Genomic DNA, 16,556 nt, shown 5'->3' on the forward strand with positions numbered 1-16,556 from the left:
CGAATTGCAAAAGTACCTGACCTGGGGATATCTTATCGTAATATGTGCCTTTCTTCCGGTGTACATGAAGGATGGTTATTACATGCTGGGAGAGGCCAAAGGCGTAGCCTTTATGGTCATTGCCGGCTTATTTTCCCTTGGATTTATTCTGGTCAATAACAAAGAGATACCTTCTAAAGTAAGGGCAGAGGGACTTACGGACTATGCTGCCCTATTCTTTCTTTTTTCGAATGTGATCACATTCATTTTTTCCTCAGATAAAATAGTAAGCTTATTGGGGCTTGAGGGATGGAGATGCGGATTTCTCTCAGTTCTTTTTATGGTAATAAGCTTTTATGGTTTCAGGGAAGTGAAGATGAGCAGATATGTCCTTACTGCTGCGCTGGTAGCGCCTCTTATGGAATTTGTGCTGGGGAGCCTAAACAGGTTTGGGATATATCCTGTGGATATCTACGGGCAAAACAGTAGTTTCCTGGCAACTATCGGGAATATCAACTGGTATGTGGGATTTATGTCTGTGTTCGTGCCTTTGGGAATAGGAGTAGGTTATACCAGAAGGCTCTTTTCAAGGAGCTTTGTTCTGGCCGGGGCATATACACTTACGGGGCTTGTGGCGCTTCTTTTGCAGGGGAGCGATAGCGGACTTATTGTAATTGCCGGAGCATATCTACTTCTTTTGTTTGTGAGCCTGGAGATAAGAGACGGCTTTAAGAGATTTCTTTTGCAGCTCCTGATCCTTGGACTTGCCATGGAAATAGTGTGCCTTCTTATGCTGTTTGTCGGAAGGTTTTACACCTATGAGAACTCTTTGGCACTTACAATTGCAAAAGGGCACTGGGGTCTTGTTATGGTGGCAGCAGCTCTTTTCCTATACAGGCTCTCAAGATTTCTGGAGGAGATAAAGAGCAAATGGAGAGGAAAGCTGATACTGGAAGTTGCGGTTGTTTTAATGATCGTGGGGGTATTTGCGCTGATACTCTGGTTTTCAGATAGCTTTGGTCTGGAATTTGGGAACGGAAGAGGAGTTATCTGGAGCATTTCTCTTGAGTTATATAAGGGGCTTTCCCCCTGGCAGAAAATGGTTGGAGTTGGTCAGGATTGCTTTTATGGCTATGCATACTCTCATCCGGAGATTGCAGAGCAGCTTCTTAATGTATTCAAGGGGGATGTGCTGACCAATGCTCACTGTGAGCCCTTCACCATACTGATAGAAAGAGGACTCCTGGGACTGTGCTCTTATCTGTTTCTTATTGGAAGTTGTCTGTATGCCTATTTCCAAAATAAAAGGAAGTCCGCAGCAATAATCTGCGCACTTCCTGTATTTGCGTACTTCTTAAACTCTTTAGTTTCTTTTTCCACCACTGTATCGACCCCATATATGTTCATACTTCTTGGAATGGGGGCTCATTACTGTAGGGAAAACAATCACTGATCGATAACCGGGATTGGAATGTCCTCATCCAGGTCGTGGAAGAAGGTTCTGGTCCTTACTATACCTCTAAGGGCATCCTTATATTCATATAAGAAGCGCTCGTTGATATTTTCCACTCCGTACATCTGAACTCTTCCAGCATAGGCATTAAGGACAGATACATAGTGTTTGTCCTGGTTAAAGACTGTGAAGATCTCATCTTTTCTCTTCTTTGGATGTTTGGAAGCAAATCTTCTGATATCCAGCTGAAGATCAACTGCAAGTGTCTTTTCCCTCTCCCTAACATTGTGCAGCAGTTCGTGGTACTTCTCGTCATCAATCTTTTCGAAGCGGTCTACAAATTCGAGACAGCAGCCATTATCCGGCAAGTGAAGACGGACTCTGTCAGGACCGTAAATTTCTTCGATTTCTGCAACTACCGCAGGATTAAGTGGCTTCCCACTGTAATCCAGAATTATAACCTTATCCCCTTTTTTATACATGGACACCTCCTCGAAATCTTAGTTTTAAAGCGGTGTTACTTATATTTAGTATATCATAATTTCGACTTTTTTTAATTTTCGTGTTGGGATTTAGGTTGTTTTTAGGTAACCCTTTTAGAATGATGCCATAAGATAAAGAAACGCCGAAAGGAAAGGTGCAGAAAATGGCAGGTTTTAAAGATGTATTTCAAAGAATAGAAGTGAAATATCTGTTGGATGATACGCAGTATACCGAGCTTATGAAGAGACTGGAAAATATGGCAGCCATCGACAGCTACGGGAAAACATCCATCTTAAACATATATTTTGACACACCGGATTTTAAGCTCATCGAAAGATCGCTGGATAAGCCAATCTACAAGGAAAAGCTAAGGCTTCGTACTTACGGAACGGCTAAAGATGACACAAACGCTTTTATTGAGATCAAGAAAAAGTACAAAGGAGTTGTCTATAAAAGAAGGATATCGATGCCTTACAGTGAGGCAATAGACTACCTGGTAAACGGAAAGCCCATAGAAAAGAGATCTCAGATATCCGACGAGATTGATTACTTTCTTCAGTATTACAAGGGAATCCGCCCGGCAATGGCCATATCCTATGACAGGATAGCGATGGCAGGCATAGAGGATCCGGACCTTAGGATCACCTTTGATACTAACATCAGATGGCGTACAGATAAGCTTAGTCTCAAGGAAGGCAACAGGGGAAAAGACATATTGCTTCCGGGACAGCACCTGATGGAGCTAAAGATTGCTGGAGCCATGTCAATGGAGCTTGCAAGAATACTGGATGAGCTGAACATAAGAAAGACTTCCTTCTCAAAATATGGGAAGGGATATGTGGAGTATATGTATGGAAAGGCAGTAGGGGAAGAGGAAAGAGAAACAGAAAAGATCGCATTATTCCGCGCTGCGGTTTAAGAAAAGGAGAAAAAACATGTCTATCGCAAATATTCTTTTTGGAACTATCATTGAAAACAGCACTATCACAGGGGCATCATTTATGATAGCTACCCTGTGCTCACTGGCCATCGGAATTTTCATAGGCTTTATGTATACAATAAAAAACACCTATTCAAAGAGCTATATTATTACGCTGGCTCTATTACCCGCTATCGTTCAGATGGTGATCATGCTGGTTAATGGTAACCTCGGTGCAGGTGTAGCTGTGGCAGGAACCTTCTCACTTGTAAGATTCCGTTCAGCTCCCGGATCAGGAAAAGAGATAACCAGCATCTTCCTGGCAATGGCAGCAGGTCTTGCTACTGGAATGGGATATGTTGGAATCGCAGCACTATTCGTTGTTATCATCACACTGGCAAACCTTATTCTTTCAAGCAGCGGCTTTGGAAGCGGAGCTAAGGAAGAAAAGACGGTTAAGATCACAGTTCCGGAGGGGCTGGATTTTGAAGGAATCTTCGATGACATTTTTGCAAGATACACAACAAAGGCAGAGCTTTTGGAAGTTAGGACTACAGGAATGGGAAGCCTTTATAAGCTTAGCTACAGCATCATTATGAGAAGCAAGGCATCTACAAAGGGTATGATCGATGAGATGAGACAAAGGAACGGAAATCTTGAGATCTGCTGCTCAAGACCTGTAGCGATCAAAAGCGACGAGCTCTAATTGGAATTAACTAATATTTGAAATAAAAAGACCATCAGATCCGGATAAGTTGTCTGATGGTCTTATTTTTTTATGTTATTTTCCTGTCTTCTGGAGATTCTTTGGAAGGACCTTGGGAAGGGTTACAACGAATCTTATGATCCTGTCACCGTCCTTAAGAGCTTCTATATTTCCGCCGTGGGACATGGCAATGGCTCTTGCTACCGAAAGACCGATACCATAGCCACCGGTCTCTCTGCTTCTTGAAGAATCAGCTCTGTAGAACCTGTCAAAGAGCCGGTCAAGATTTCCGGAAGGGATACAGTCGCTGGTGTTCGAAACCTCAAAAACGATGTTCTTGTCTTTTGATAACATTACATTGATGCTGCCTTTATCAGAGGAGTACTTCATGGCGTTATCCAAAAGTAGGCTTGCCAGCTGATTTATGGAGTTTTTATCTCCGGTGATGTGTATCCCCTCTTCGATGTCCATATGATACTTTTTGTTCCCTGCTTCAGCCAGGGCTTCGAAGGAAGTAGCAGTTTCTTTTATGGCAGCGCTCATGTCAAAGTCTGAATAAACAACGTGCATTCTCTCCTCGTCCATCCGGGACAGGGTTAAAAGATTTTTAACCAGGGAATTCATGCGCTTGACCTGATTACGGATGCTGGCTGACCACTCACTCTTTCCTGACTCTAACTCCAGAACATCGACATTTGCGGAGATAACGGCAAGAGGTGTCTTCAGCTCATGCCCGGCATCTGTGATAAAGCGCTTTTGCTTTTCAAGGGACTCAACAACAGGAGCCACAGCCTGTCCAGAGAAAAGAAATACCAGAATGAACATGGCTATCAGAGTGCATGCCCCTACAAGAAGAGACTGGCCCAGGAGTTTATATACATTTATCAGAGAACCACTTATATCAGAAAAGATAATGATGGTGAGGTTATCAGAGGTTGTTCCTTTCTTGTATCTGTAGGAACGGTGAAAGCCTTTTTTCCTGGAACTGTTATAGGCATCGGTTGCATAAGTTGTGGCAGTTTCTTCATCGATGGCTGCCACGTGACTCACATCAATATCTGCAACTGTTCCATTTTCAGAAAATTTCACCCAAAAATATCTGGCCTGATAAGGCATCTCCATGGTACGCATGTTATTCAGAGCGTCAAAGGCGAAAGGATCCGAGGAGTTTTTAAAGTCAGGCTCATTTTTCTTACGCCACGGGTCCTGGTTATCTGAAGAATTTCCTTCGGTAGGATTGTCTGAAGTGTTGACTCCCGGAGGTAACATGTCCTTATTATCCAGCATACCCGGGAAGTAGCCATCGTTGTCGCACAGCATTGTCAGAAGATTATCAGCGTCCCTGGTCATTTGGTGAAGGTTTACCAGATTGATCACGGCTATCATGATCACCAGGATAACAAGAAGGGACAGCATGGCGGTTATAACAAATTTCTTTCGAAGTTTATTGACCATATAGGTACCTCGGTTTTGTTAAGTGGTTTCGTTTATGGAATAACCTACTCCTCTGGAAGCTTTGATCTCGCAGCTTGCCTCAAGGGAAGTCAGTTTTTTTCTAAGGTTTGAGATGTATACCCAGACGACATTTACGTCGGCCTCTCCATCTGCCCAGATACGGTCCATGAAATTGTCTACTGAAATGATCCTTCCGGGAGATGTCATCAGCATCTCCATCATCTGGAACTCTCTGCTTGAGAGATGGATCTTTTCATGGTCAGGAGTAAAAAGCTCATAACCTGCCCTGTCCAAAGTAAGATTCCCACAGGTGAGATTAGAAGGAGCGAAATCCTCTTTTCTCCTGAGCATGGCTCTTACTCTTGCAAGGAGCTCGCCCATGTCAAAGGGCTTTGGAAGATAGTCATCAGCTCCAAGATCAAGGCCCTTGATGCGGTCATCAACCTCAGTTTTTGCAGTAAGGAACAGCACCGGTGTTGATAGGCCTTTGTCCCTGATCTTTTTTAGGACTTCCATGCCATCCATACCAGGCATCATGATATCCAGAATAATACCGTCGTAGTCTCCGGTCAGTGCATAGTCCAGAGCATCTGTTCCATTGTAGACTGCATCCACGGTGTAGTTACTGTGTTTAAGAATAGCCACCAGGGCATTTGAAAGCTCTTTTTCATCATCTGCCAAAAGAAGTTTCATACTAATTTGCTCCTTTCCCGAGTTTATTTAATTCTAACATATCTGGGACTTCTTTACGATTAACAGCTCAGTCCGTATAATTGACATAGGATGAATATTCACTCTATGGAGGTATTATGAAAAACAAAGGGTTTCAGATAGCGATAGTGACAGCCATTTCAGCTTTATTACTTGTGGGCTGTGGCCCTTCTGATGAGAAGCTCGCTCAGGCAGAGGAAGCAAGGACACTTCTTTTGCAGGCAAGGGACTCGGCTGAGGAGACATATCTTGATATAACTGACAGCACCAACAGGCAAAAGCTGGATGAGCTTTCCGGGAAGGTTTCTGAAATTGAGGCAATAGATTTTACTAAGATGAACGACAAGAAAATCGACGAGCTTCTACCTACGGTGGCTGAGATTACGGACAGTTATCAGAACATGGGAAAAGAAATGTCGGAGGTTCTTCAGGTTGAGACTGAGGACAGGGAAGAAAAGGCAAAGCACAAAAAAGTCGAGGTTTTCTTTATAAACAAGACAGGCCATGATCTTTCAAAAATAGTTCTTCATGACAAGACAAGAGATGTTTACAGCGACAACTATTTAAAGGATGGGGTTTCGCTGCTTAATGGCTACTCACTTATGGGAGTGACCTTGGACGTTTACGCAGACAGCGGTGAATGGGAGTTTGTGGTAACGGACGAAGCAGGAACGGATCATAACATATCCTGTGCAAACCTAAAGGAGTTTAAGAAGGATAACATTACACTTTCTTTAGACGGAAGTGAGGCTGGCGGCGAAGAATCATCAGAAACATCAGAATCTTCAGAAACTACTGAAACTACAGAAAACTGATAAAGCTATGAAAAAGAACGGATTAAAATGGGCGGCTGTTTCCATCATGCTGATACTGAGTATTTTATTCAATGCAGCAGCGTGGATCAGCAGGCCCTTTTCTGATTATTATACGGACAATATATTCCCAAAACTGACAGAGGGCTACAGCAGATTTACCAGCCTCTTCCCCTTTTCAGTAGGTGAGATAATGCTGGTGGTGCTGGTAGTTTTGGTGATAGCTCTTTTAATAACCCTTGTCCTTAGGAAGTTCTTCCTGTGGAAGATCCTGCCGGTGATAGTGGCGGTGGTAGTGACAATTATGTCCCTTAACTGCTTTGTGCTGTATCACTGCACTCCCATTACAGTTGCTGAAAATACAAAGGAGTCTTACGATCTTCAGGATCTGGCAGCCCTTAGGGACTTTATAGTCACGAAGTGTAATGAGCTTTCTCTTAAGATGCCCCGGGACAGTGAGGGGAATGTGGTATACCAGGGAGATATGAAGGAGATGGCCAAAAAGTCCATGTTGGGTATTTCTGACAGGCAAAAGAGACTTGATGGCTTTTACGCTACTCCAAAGGCACTGACATTTTCAGGCTTTATGAGCCAGCAGTACATGCAGGGGTACTATTTTCCTTTTTCCATGGAAGCAAATTATAATGACGACATGTACATAATGAATAAGCCCTTTACCATGTGCCATGAGCTGGCCCACACCCACGGTTATATCTATGAGGACGAGGCCAATTTCCTGGGGTTTCTATCTTGCATAGAGTCGGAGGATCAGGTGTTTGAGTACAGCGGATATTTGGGAGTTCTGAACTATGTGAACAATGATTTTTACAAGGCGGTGGATAAGGAGACTTACGATTCCCATGTAAAGATCACCGACCTTGTGAAGTATGACAACCAGTTCCTTACGGATGAAGCCTGGAAGAAGGTTGAGGACAATGCCATTTTTGACACGGAGACAGTTAAGAAGGCAGCAGATACCTTTGTGGATACCAACCTTAAGGCGAACGGTGTCTCCTCCGGGAAAGTAAGCTACACCCATGTGGTATCTCTTTTGCTTGATTTCTATAATGAGAACCCTTTTGAATAAAAAAGCCCTGACGCTTTACTGCGCCAGGGTTTTCTTACATTCTTTGCAATATCCGTATATTTCCAGCTGATGTCCTGTGACTTCGAAGTCAGGAAGAGATTTTTCAAGGTCATGGGATATCTCGTGGAGAGGGCAGGTGCTAATTGGGATCTTGGTATGACACAAAAGGCATACAGCGTAATGTTTGTGGGTTCCCTGCTTAAGTTCATAAAGAGCGTTGTCCTCGGTGGACAGGACATTTTTTACTACTATTCCTGCCTTCTCAAAAGCTAAAAGATTTCGGTAGACTGTGGAGAAGGCGTACATTTCTTTTGCCGAGTTACTGTTTAATGCTGAAAAGATCTCTGCTGCTGAAAGGGGAGCCTTGGCTTCATATAAGACTTTGTAGACATCTACTCTCTGGCGGGTTTTCTTTACCCCTTCAGGCCAGTTTTTTTCTATTATTTCATCAAATGAACATGCGTGAATCTTATTACTCATATCTTTTCCCTCAAAATGATCAGATGGTTATACCAAGAAGGTCGATCATAAGTCCTGTTACGGTTCCTATAGCGAAAAGAAGTATGGCGATGTTGATGTTGGCCTTCTTTTCAGGGTTTACACGGAAAAGCACTAAAAGACCGATGCCTGCCCCAACCAAAAGACCGGACATCATGGTTCCAAGGGTTATCATGTGATCAAGGTAAAGCTCAGTGATGATAACTGAAGGAGCACAGTTGGGGATAAGGCCGATGAGACCTGCTAAAATATGGCTCACAATTGGGTTGGTCTTTAAAAGTGATGAAAGTCTTGCTTCTCCGATGATCTCAATGGCTGCGTTCAGGATAAGGGTAAACACCAGTACAAACAGGAAGATGTGCAATGTGTGGACAAAGGCTGAACGGGCAATTCCCAAAAAGCCGTGGTGATCATCATCATCGTCGTCGCAGTGGCAGTGCTCCTTTTCACAAAGCTCGCTGATCCTTACCGGATCCTCATCAGCTCTGCCTTTGGAGCGATGATGTATGTGAACAACAAAGTCGATGATAAAGCCGGCAATAACACCGATGACTGCCTTGATAATGAGAATTTTTATCATGGTCCCCACAGGGAACTGTTCTGATATAAGAAGTGGTATCATTTCATCAGAGGTTGAAAGATATATGGCAATCAAAGTTCCAAGAGTAATTACTCTTCCGGCATAGAGGTTTGAAGCTGCTGCAGAAAAGCCACACTGAGGAACGATGCCGATAACACCTCCGAGTAGAGGACCAAAATGCTCTGTCTTCTGAACTATGGAAGAAGTGTATTCCTGAGTCTTGTGCTCAAGATATTCCATGATCAGGTAAGTGATGAACAGAAAGGGCAGTATTTTTACGGAGTCTATAACTGCGTCAAGTACGATATCAAGTATGAGTTCCATTTTGCGCTCCTTTCGCGGTTGAGGCGTTGCAAATGCAAACCATTTGCAATTAGAAAAATTACAAAAAAATAAGCATTTAAGCGGGTGATGGGAATCGAACCCACGTATCCAGCTTGGAAGGCTGGTGTTCTACCATTGAACTACACCCGCGTGGTGCTGACAAGAAAGTATTTTACTGAACTTATTGTAGATTGTCAAGAGGTTTTGTGGTAAACTTTGTGAAGACTGTCGGTATTTATTTTTAGAAAGGAAATAGAAATGTCAGAAAACCAGTTGTTACAGGTAAAAGATCTATCAGTTTCAATAGATAATGAATTACCTATTCTTCATAATATTAACCTGGATATTAAGCCAGGAGAGACCCATGTTCTTATGGGACCAAACGGCGCAGGAAAGTCCACACTCGGATTTACTCTTATGGGAAATCCACACTACTGTGTCACAGGTGGAAATATCTTCTTCGAGGGAGAGGATATCACAAATATTTCTACAGATAAAAGAGCTAAGGCAGGAATGTTTTTATCCTTCCAGAATCCTTATGAGGTTCCGGGAATTTCTCTTGGAAGCTTTATAAGAAATGCATATCACGCACAGACAGGTGCTCCTGTTAAGCTTCTTGCTTTCCAGAAGTCCTTAAAGGCTGCCATGGAGGTTCTTTCTATGGATGAGTCTTATGCAGACAGAGATCTTAACGTAGGATTTTCCGGTGGTGAGAAGAAAAAGGCTGAGATCCTTCAGCTTCTTATGCTTAATCCTAAGTTTGCAATTCTTGATGAGACAGACTCTGGTCTTGATGTAGACGCTGTTCGTACTGTATCAAAGGGTATCCAGGAGTACCAGAAGAAAAAGGACGGAGCACTCCTTATTATCACTCACAGCACAAAGATCTTAGAGTCACTTCACGTGGATTATACTCATGTTCTTGTAAAGGGAAACATTGTACACACAGGTGACGGAACCCTTGTTGATGAGATCAATGCAAACGGTTTTGAAAAGTTTGTGTAAATAACAGCCCGAAGCACAGGCTGCTGAGGGCGTGAGAAAATGATGCAATTGTGAGCATGCCCCTTTGCCGAAGGCAACTTTAATGGGCGTGCGAAAGACTTATTTATGTATGAAGGAACTGAATAAACATGGAAAATAAGCAGGTTGTAGCGGATATTGACCGCAGCTTATATGATTTTAAGGATGTAGAGAGCGAGAAGGACTTCTACCGTATGGCAGAGGGTCTCACTAAGGAGACTGTTCTTAAGGTTTCCGAGGAGAAAAATGACCCTGACTGGATGAGGGACTTCAGATTAGAATGTCTTGATCTTTACAATAAGATAAAGGTTCCTGATTGGGGCCCTAGTATTGAAGGCCTCGATATGGACAAGATCTCTTCTTATGTAAGACATAAGTCTGACATGAAGGGTAAGTGGGAGGATGTTCCTGAGGACATCAAAAATACTTTTGAAAGACTTGGAATCCCACAGGCAGAGAGAGAATCTCTTGCAGGAGTTGGTGCTCAGTACGATTCTGAGCTTGTATATCACAATGTAAAGGACGAAGTTGCTGCTCAGGGCGTTATTTATACAGACCTTGAGAGTGCTCTTAGAAGTGAGTACGCAGATATGATAAAGACTCACTTCATGAAGCTGGTTCCTCCAACAGACCACAAATTTGCTGCTCTTCACGGTGCAGTTTGGTCAGGCGGATCTTTCGTTTACGTTCCAAAGGGAGTAAAGGTTGAGATACCTCTTCAGTCCTACTTCAGATTAAATGCTGCTGGCGCCGGTCAGTTCGAGCACACACTTATTATAGTAGATGAGGGTGCAGATCTTCATTTCATTGAGGGTTGTTCTGCGCCTAAGTACAACGTGGCTAACCTTCACGCCGGCTGCGTTGAGCTTTATGTTGGAAAGAATGCCAGACTCAGATATTCAACTATCGAGAACTGGTCCAAGAATATGTATAACCTGAACACCAAGAGAGCAATTGTTGAGGAAAACGGTATTATGGAGTGGGTATCAGGATCTTTCGGATCACATACCTCTTACCTTTATCCTATGACAATCCTTAAGGGCGAGGGCTCCAAGATGGAGTTCACCGGAATCACCTTTGCCGGAAAGGGACAGAACCTTGATACCGGAGCAAAGGTTGTTCATCAGGGAGAGAGAACTTCTTCTGTTATCAACACCAAGTCCATTTCAAAGGACGGCGGAATCGGTACCTACAGAAGTAGTGTAATAATCCAGAATTCAGCTAAGAAAGCGAAGGCATCAGTATCCTGTGACTCACTTATGCTGGATAGCATTTCAAGGGCAGATACTATCCCCGGAATGGATATCCGTACCAACGACGCAGATGTGGGACACGAGGCAAAGATCGGAAGGATCAGTGATGATGCTATTTTCTATCTCATGTCCAGAGGCATAAGCGAAGAGGATGCTAAGGCCATGATCGTCAGTGGATTTGCAAATCCTGTATCAAAGGAGCTTCCACTGGAGTATGCGGTCGAGATGAACAATCTCATCAAGCTTGAGATGAGCGGAAATGGCTGATAAAGAGGTAAACAGATGAGCAAAGATTTGAATATGAAGGTAAATGTGCTGCCGGTTCTCACATACAATTTTTTGCATGTAAATGACAGCGCCCTTCAGATAAGTGATTTAAATATAGAAACTTTGAGTTCTCCTAAGGTAAAAGAGATACCGGCAGGAGTAACTTTAAAAGAAGGAGTATCCTTCGAAGAAGCCGGAAAGCTCTTTTTAGAAAACAAGGACAGGATCCTTGCTCCTAAGGAGAATACAGTTTTTCCAAATGGCGATACATCCTCAAGAGATGCATCCCAGGCTATTCGTACAGGAATGGGAGCAGATGTTGATGATCTCATGATCGGTATGGGTGTCACAACAGATGTTTACACCGTTGATGAGGGAGTAAAGGTAGAAAAGCCTATTATCATCCGCTATGACTGTGAGGATGGCAAGGGCAGTCTTTCATCTCAGGTGATCCATGCCAGGAAGGATTCTGAAGTAACTGTTATCATGGCATATACTTCAGATAAGGAAATGTCAGGATTTCAGGGTGTAAGCACAAGACTTCTTGCTGAGGATGGTGCTAAGATCAATCTTGTTAAGACTCAGACCCTGGGAAATGGCTACGTTCATTTTGATGATATCGGAGGCGCCTGTTTCAAGGGTGGCCAGATCAACCTGGTAACTTTGGAGCTTGGCGGCTGTAAGGTTTGGAGCAGTGCATATGTGACTCTTTCAGAAAAAGAGTCTGTATTTAACAGCAATATGGGATACCTTTGCAGAGAAGATCACAGCCTTGATATGAACTATGTGGCTGATCAGAGAGGCAAAAAGACAGAAAGCTCCATGCAGTTTAAGGGCGTTCTTATGGATGATGCTAAGAAGTCCTTCAGAGGAACAATTGATTTCAAGAACGGAAGCTCAGGCTCTGTAGGTGACGAGCAGGAGGATGCGCTTCTTTTATCTGATAATGTAGTTAATAAGACCATGCCTGTTATCCTTTGTCAGGAAGAGGACGTTGAGGGAAGACATGGTGCCACAATCGGTCAGCTTGGAGAGGACCTTCTTTTCTACATGCAGACCAGAGGCATAGAAGAGGACGAGGCAAAGAGGATCATGATCAAGGCAAGGCTTGAGAGCGTAGCCAGAATGATTCCTGATGCTGAGATCATGCAGAAGATCCAGTATTACATTCAGAACATTGTTTGATTTGTTGTTTGAGGAGAAATAATGAGTACACTCAGCGAGTTTCGCAAGGATTTCGAGATTTTCGATTCCGGCGAGTACATTTATTTTGATAACGCTGCTACCTCCCAGAGACCCAAGCAGGTAATGGAGGCAGTTTCCGAGTTCTACAGGACTGTGAATGCAAACCCCTTAAGGGGCCTGTATGACTGGAGCATGGAGGCAACAGCCAGATATGAAGGCGCAAGAAAGACTGTTGCAGACTTTATCGGAGGAGCTTCCACCGAGGAGATAATCTTTACTAGAAATACCACAGAGTCCCTTAATCTGGTGGCCTACAGCTATGGAATGGCCAACGTTCAGGAGGGGGATGAGATAGTAATAACCGTCATGGAGCATCATAGCAACATGCTTCCCTGGCAGATGGTGGCAAAAAAGAAGGGCGCAAAGCTCGTTTATCTGGAGCCCACCATGGATGGAACCCTTACTAAGGAAGAGTACGAGAGCAAGATCACAGATAAGACCAAGATCGTTGCCATTGGCCACGTTTCAAATGTCTTTGGTGTGACCAATCCTGTTAAGGAGATCACTGCCTACGCTCACTCCAAGGGTGCTGTTGTAGTTATTGATGGAGCCCAGTCCACTCCTCACATGAAAGTTGATGTGAAGGATCTTGACTGTGATTTCTTCGCTTTTTCCGGCCACAAGATGCTGGCGCCCATGGGAATAGGAGTTCTTTATGGTAAAAGAGCTATTCTAGATAAGATGGATCCATTCCTGACCGGCGGAGAGATGATAGAGTACGTTACCAGAGAGGATGCAACCTACGCTGAGCTGCCACATAAGTTTGAGGCAGGAACCGTTAATGCGGGAGACGCAGTAGGTCTTGCTGAGGCTATTAAGTACCTTCAGAAGGTTGGTTTTGAGGCTATAGAGGCTCAGGAGCTTAAGCTTACTACTCTTTTGATGGAGGGGCTTAAGGAGCTGCCATATATTAAGGTGTTTGGATCAGAGGATCCTGCTAAGCACTGCGGAATCGTGACATTTGTAATGGATGGAGTACATCCTCATGATCTGTCTTCCGTACTTAATGATGACAAGGTATGCGTAAGAGCCGGACATCATTGTGCACAGCCACTTATGCAGTTTATTGGAGCAGGCTCAACAGCAAGAGCCAGCGTTTATTTCTATAATACTGAGGAAGAGGTAAAAATCTTCCTTGAGAAGCTTTCAAAGGTAAGGGAGGTCATGGGCTATGGAGCTTAAGCAGTTATATCGTGAGATCGTTAATGAGCACAATCTTCATCCTGTGCACAAGAAGACCATTGAGAACCCTGATCTGGTCCTTAGGGGTGTAAATCCAAGCTGTGGAGATGACATTACACTTAGCCTTAAGCTGGACGGAGATATTATCGTAGATGGCGGCTATGAGGGATCAGGCTGTGCTATTTCGCAGGCTTCAGTTGATATGATGGTTGACCAGATTGTTGGAAAGAAGAAGGATGAGGCTATTAAGCTTGCCGGAACTTTCATGGGAATGATAAAGGGTGAAATCACAGATGAGGAGAGCATAGAGGCCCTTGATGAGGCTGCTGCGCTACAGGATGTGGCTCATATGCCTGCAAGAGTAAAGTGTGCGGTATTGGGCTGGAAAACAATGCAGCAGATGCTTGAGGGCGGCGCTGAAGAGTAAGTAGTGCTGACAGATAAGTGAGACACGCAAGATTCGAAATCCACGAGTGAACCATGCCGACAGACTCATGAGTCACGCAATACTCGAAATTCACAAGTGAACCATGCCGACAGACTCGAAATTTGCTACGCAAATTCCTCGTTGTCGCGGCGTTCGCCGTATAGAAATAAAAATAGAGGTGTCAGAATGTGAGCAAGCTCCCATCTGTCACCTCATTTTTATATCTGCATGGTTCACTTTACGCGCAAAAAAAAGTACCATCCCCACAGGTTATACCTGCGAAAACAGTACTCGGCGTGCACCGCCAGGGTCTCGAACCCTGGACAACCTGATTAAGAGTCAGGTGCTCTACCAACTGAGCTAGCGGTGCATGTCTCAGCGACAAGTGATATATTACTACGCTCAGAAAAGAAATGCAAGTACTTTTTTAAAAAAAATGCAAAAAATTTATTTTTGTGATAAATTATATGAGGTGAAGTCCTTATTTTATCGGGGTTAAACCTTATTTTGGAGGTAAAATGATTTTTGATACTCACGCCCATTATGATGATGAGCAGTTTGATATAGACAGAGAAGAGCTCCTTGGCGAAGTGAAGAAAGCCGGGATCGGCAATATAGTAAATGTAGGGGCTAACATGGCTTCATCCGAGAGCTCTTTGGCCCTGGCTGAAAAGTATGACTTTATTTATGCAGCTGTTGGAGTGCACCCAAGTGACAGCGCAGAATTAAACGAAGAGAACATTGAGAAACTTAAGGCGATGAGCGCTCACGAAAAGTGTGTCGCCATCGGTGAGATCGGTCTTGATTATTACTGGCCTGAACCGGACCATGAGATCCAGAAGAAATGGTTTAAGAGACAGCTCCAGCTGGCAAGGGAAGTAAAAAAGCCGGTTATCATCCATTCAAGGGAAGCGGCTCTTGATACTCTTACTATTATGAGAGAGGAAAATGCCGGCCAGATAGGAGGCGTGGTACACTGCTTTTCATATTCCAGGGAAGTAGCCCAGGAATGTGCTGATATGGGATTCTATATTGGAATAGGCGGTGTTCTTACCTTTAAGAACGGCAGAAAGCTAAAAGAGGTGGCCGAGGCTCTTCCCATGGAGAAGATTCTTTTAGAAACGGATTGTCCGTACCTGGCGCCGGTTCCTTACAGGGGCAAGAGGAACTGTTCCTTGTACCTGCCACTGGTTGTGGAGGCCCTTTCTGAGATAAAGGGAATAAGCCCGGAGGAAGTAATAGAGATCACAGAAAAGAATGCGAGGGAAATGTATGGCTTATCTAGGTAATGCTGCCCGTACAAAAGAGGTACTTGCGAAATATAACATGAGTGCCAAGAAGAAGTTTGGACAGAACTTCCTTATAGACAGTAACGTCCTTGAGGGCATTGTGGAGGCAGCAGGGGTTACGGATAAGGACTGTGTACTGGAGATCGGACCCGGAATCGGAAGCCTTACCCAGTACCTGGCAGAGGCAGCAGGGAAAGTTGTGGCTGTGGAGATTGACAAGACCCTTATTCCTGTCCTTTCCGACACACTCTCTGAATACAATAATGTGACGGTCATCAACGAGGATGTCCTTAAGGTGGATATCGAGGAGATCGTTAATAAGAATAATGAAGGCAAGCCCATCAAGGTTGTGGCAAACCTGCCTTACTACATCACGACACCTATCATCATGAAGCTTTTTGAGAGCGGAGCGCCCATAGAAAGCGTAACAGTCATGGTGCAAAAAGAGGTGGCAGACAGAATGTCAGCGCCTCCCGGAAACAAGGACTACGGCTCTCTTTCACTGGCAGTAGGCTTTTATGCAGATGCCAGGGCTGTGATGGATGTACCACCAAGCAGCTTTATTCCTCAGCCAGGGGTAGGATCTGCAGTGGTGAAGCTTTCAAGATTTCTTGAGCCATCAGTAAAGGTTAAGGATGAGAAGTACATGTTTGAGATCATAAGAACATCCTTTAACCAGAGGAGAAAAACCCTGTCCAATTCACTGTCAAACAACCCTTCTTTGGGAGTTTCAAGACAGGAGGTACAGGATGCGCTTCTTAAAATGGGGATTGATGAAAAAGCAAGGGGCGAAATACTGAGTCTTGAGCAGTTTGCAGAGCTTTCTGATATTTTACAAAGCAGGGGTGCTATGTTAAACTAAC

The 16,556-nt window shown here is 43.9% G+C and carries 17 protein-coding genes and 2 tRNA genes; 12 read left to right on the forward strand and 7 right to left on the reverse strand.

Features of this window, described 5'->3' with window-relative positions; all coding sequences use genetic code 11:
- Positions 1-4: 4 nt before the first annotated feature.
- The gene (locus BO18_RS07815; protein ID WP_034445144.1) at positions 5-1,432 is read left to right on the forward strand and encodes an O-antigen ligase family protein; all 1,428 of its coding nucleotides are present in this window, start codon (positions 5-7) and stop codon (positions 1,430-1,432) included.
- Here the strand turns inward: BO18_RS07815 and BO18_RS07820 are convergent.
- The gene (locus BO18_RS07820; RefSeq protein WP_034445147.1) at positions 1,426-1,914 is read right to left on the reverse strand and encodes a hypothetical protein; all 489 of its coding nucleotides are present in this window, start codon (positions 1,912-1,914) and stop codon (positions 1,426-1,428) included. The two genes, BO18_RS07815 and BO18_RS07820, sit on opposite strands and share 7 nt — an antisense overlap.
- Before the next feature lie 164 nt (positions 1,915-2,078).
- Here BO18_RS07820 and BO18_RS07825 point away from each other — a divergent pair, with 164 nt between their 5' ends.
- Both BO18_RS07825 and BO18_RS07830 read left to right on the forward strand, forming a co-directional pair.
- The gene (locus tag BO18_RS07825) at positions 2,079-2,834 is read left to right on the forward strand and encodes a polyphosphate polymerase domain-containing protein (RefSeq protein ID WP_034445150.1); all 756 of its coding nucleotides are present in this window, start codon (positions 2,079-2,081) and stop codon (positions 2,832-2,834) included.
- Between the two features lie 16 nt (positions 2,835-2,850).
- Positions 2,851-3,540, forward strand: a complete 690-nt coding sequence (locus BO18_RS07830) for a DUF4956 domain-containing protein (RefSeq protein ID WP_185752374.1) — start codon at positions 2,851-2,853, stop codon at positions 3,538-3,540.
- Positions 3,541-3,615: 75 nt separating this feature from the next.
- On the opposite strand, the gene BO18_RS07835 is transcribed toward BO18_RS07830, so the two are convergent.
- Both BO18_RS07835 and BO18_RS07840 read right to left on the reverse strand, forming a co-directional pair.
- Positions 3,616-4,995, reverse strand: coding sequence for a sensor histidine kinase (locus BO18_RS07835; protein ID WP_051688569.1), 1,380 nt, complete (start codon positions 4,993-4,995; stop codon positions 3,616-3,618).
- 18 nt (positions 4,996-5,013) lie between these two features.
- Entirely contained in the window at positions 5,014-5,688 is a 675-nt protein-coding gene (locus BO18_RS07840; protein WP_034445152.1) for a response regulator transcription factor, read from the reverse strand.
- A 116-nt stretch (positions 5,689-5,804) separates the two neighbouring features.
- On the opposite strand from BO18_RS07840, the gene BO18_RS07845 reads away from it, so the two are divergent.
- Both BO18_RS07845 and BO18_RS07850 read left to right on the forward strand, forming a co-directional pair.
- Positions 5,805-6,521, forward strand: a complete 717-nt coding sequence (locus BO18_RS07845; RefSeq protein WP_034445155.1) for a hypothetical protein — start codon at positions 5,805-5,807, stop codon at positions 6,519-6,521.
- Between the two features lie 7 nt (positions 6,522-6,528).
- Entirely contained in the window at positions 6,529-7,605 is a 1,077-nt protein-coding gene (locus BO18_RS07850; protein ID WP_034445157.1) for a DUF3810 domain-containing protein, read from the forward strand.
- Between the two features lie 15 nt (positions 7,606-7,620).
- Here BO18_RS07850 and BO18_RS07855 read toward each other — a convergent pair whose 3' ends face one another.
- The 3 genes from BO18_RS07855 to BO18_RS07865 all read right to left on the reverse strand — a co-directional run bounded on the left by BO18_RS07855 (position 7,621) and on the right by BO18_RS07865 (position 9,157).
- Complete coding sequence (locus tag BO18_RS07855; protein WP_034445159.1) at positions 7,621-8,085, reverse strand: Fur family transcriptional regulator; 465 nt, start codon at positions 8,083-8,085, stop codon at positions 7,621-7,623.
- 19 nt (positions 8,086-8,104) lie between these two features.
- Positions 8,105-9,007: a putative manganese transporter gene (locus tag BO18_RS07860; RefSeq protein ID WP_034445161.1), complete on the reverse strand. Its 903-nt coding sequence runs from the start codon at positions 9,005-9,007 to the stop codon at positions 8,105-8,107.
- 79 nt (positions 9,008-9,086) lie between these two features.
- Positions 9,087-9,157: transfer RNA gene (locus tag BO18_RS07865), tRNA-Gly, on the reverse strand.
- 108 nt (positions 9,158-9,265) lie between these two features.
- Here BO18_RS07865 and sufC point away from each other — a divergent pair.
- The 5 genes from sufC to sufU all read left to right on the forward strand — a co-directional run bounded on the left by sufC (position 9,266) and on the right by sufU (position 14,404).
- On the forward strand, positions 9,266-10,012 hold the full coding sequence (gene sufC, locus BO18_RS07870) for a Fe-S cluster assembly ATPase SufC (protein ID WP_034445163.1): 747 nt from the start codon (positions 9,266-9,268) through the stop codon (positions 10,010-10,012).
- A gap of 128 nt (positions 10,013-10,140) precedes the next feature.
- Positions 10,141-11,550, forward strand: a complete 1,410-nt coding sequence (gene sufB, locus BO18_RS07875; RefSeq protein ID WP_034445165.1) for a Fe-S cluster assembly protein SufB — start codon at positions 10,141-10,143, stop codon at positions 11,548-11,550.
- A 15-nt stretch (positions 11,551-11,565) separates the two neighbouring features.
- The gene (locus BO18_RS07880) at positions 11,566-12,735 is read left to right on the forward strand and encodes a SufB/SufD family protein (RefSeq protein WP_051688570.1); all 1,170 of its coding nucleotides are present in this window, start codon (positions 11,566-11,568) and stop codon (positions 12,733-12,735) included.
- 21 nt (positions 12,736-12,756) lie between these two features.
- Positions 12,757-13,977: an aminotransferase class V-fold PLP-dependent enzyme gene (locus tag BO18_RS07885; protein ID WP_034445167.1), complete on the forward strand. Its 1,221-nt coding sequence runs from the start codon at positions 12,757-12,759 to the stop codon at positions 13,975-13,977.
- Positions 13,967-14,404, forward strand: coding sequence for a Fe-S cluster assembly sulfur transfer protein SufU (gene sufU, locus BO18_RS07890; RefSeq protein WP_034445169.1), 438 nt, complete (start codon positions 13,967-13,969; stop codon positions 14,402-14,404). The genes BO18_RS07885 and sufU overlap by 11 nt, the downstream gene beginning before the upstream one ends.
- 297 nt (positions 14,405-14,701) lie before the next feature.
- Here sufU and BO18_RS07895 read toward each other — a convergent pair.
- Positions 14,702-14,774: transfer RNA gene (locus BO18_RS07895), tRNA-Lys, on the reverse strand.
- A 148-nt stretch (positions 14,775-14,922) separates the two neighbouring features.
- Here BO18_RS07895 and BO18_RS07900 point away from each other — a divergent pair.
- Both BO18_RS07900 and rsmA read left to right on the forward strand, forming a co-directional pair.
- Positions 14,923-15,693 (forward strand): TatD family hydrolase, encoded by a 771-nt coding sequence (locus tag BO18_RS07900; protein WP_034445172.1) that lies wholly within the window; start codon positions 14,923-14,925, stop codon positions 15,691-15,693.
- A complete protein-coding gene (gene rsmA, locus BO18_RS07905) occupies positions 15,677-16,555 on the forward strand; it encodes a 16S rRNA (adenine(1518)-N(6)/adenine(1519)-N(6))-dimethyltransferase RsmA (RefSeq protein WP_034445175.1) in 879 nt (292 codons plus the stop codon). Before BO18_RS07900 ends, rsmA begins: the two co-directional genes overlap by 17 nt.
- Position 16,556 lies beyond the last annotated feature (1 nt).

The organism is Butyrivibrio sp. AE2032, assembly GCF_000702965.1.

Coding starts and splice junctions, on each gene's coding strand:
- BO18_RS07820 (WP_034445147.1), bottom strand. CDS start 1,914: ATGTATAAAAAAGGGGATAAGGTTATAATTCTGGATTACAGTGGGAAG.
- BO18_RS07840 (WP_034445152.1), bottom strand. CDS start 5,688: ATGAAACTTCTTTTGGCAGATGATGAAAAAGAGCTTTCAAATGCCCTG.
- BO18_RS07860 (WP_034445161.1), bottom strand. CDS start 9,007: ATGGAACTCATACTTGATATCGTACTTGACGCAGTTATAGACTCCGTA.
- rsmA (WP_034445175.1), top strand. CDS start 15,677: ATGGCTTATCTAGGTAATGCTGCCCGTACAAAAGAGGTACTTGCGAAA.
- BO18_RS07845 (WP_034445155.1), top strand. CDS start 5,805: ATGAAAAACAAAGGGTTTCAGATAGCGATAGTGACAGCCATTTCAGCT.
- BO18_RS07900 (WP_034445172.1), top strand. CDS start 14,923: ATGATTTTTGATACTCACGCCCATTATGATGATGAGCAGTTTGATATA.
- BO18_RS07850 (WP_034445157.1), top strand. CDS start 6,529: ATGAAAAAGAACGGATTAAAATGGGCGGCTGTTTCCATCATGCTGATA.
- sufC (WP_034445163.1), top strand. CDS start 9,266: ATGTCAGAAAACCAGTTGTTACAGGTAAAAGATCTATCAGTTTCAATA.
- BO18_RS07825 (WP_034445150.1), top strand. CDS start 2,079: ATGGCAGGTTTTAAAGATGTATTTCAAAGAATAGAAGTGAAATATCTG.
- BO18_RS07835 (WP_051688569.1), bottom strand. CDS start 4,995: ATGGTCAATAAACTTCGAAAGAAATTTGTTATAACCGCCATGCTGTCC.
- BO18_RS07830 (WP_185752374.1), top strand. CDS start 2,851: ATGTCTATCGCAAATATTCTTTTTGGAACTATCATTGAAAACAGCACT.
- BO18_RS07885 (WP_034445167.1), top strand. CDS start 12,757: ATGAGTACACTCAGCGAGTTTCGCAAGGATTTCGAGATTTTCGATTCC.
- BO18_RS07880 (WP_051688570.1), top strand. CDS start 11,566: ATGAGCAAAGATTTGAATATGAAGGTAAATGTGCTGCCGGTTCTCACA.
- BO18_RS07855 (WP_034445159.1), bottom strand. CDS start 8,085: ATGAGTAATAAGATTCACGCATGTTCATTTGATGAAATAATAGAAAAA.
- sufU (WP_034445169.1), top strand. CDS start 13,967: ATGGAGCTTAAGCAGTTATATCGTGAGATCGTTAATGAGCACAATCTT.
- sufB (WP_034445165.1), top strand. CDS start 10,141: ATGGAAAATAAGCAGGTTGTAGCGGATATTGACCGCAGCTTATATGAT.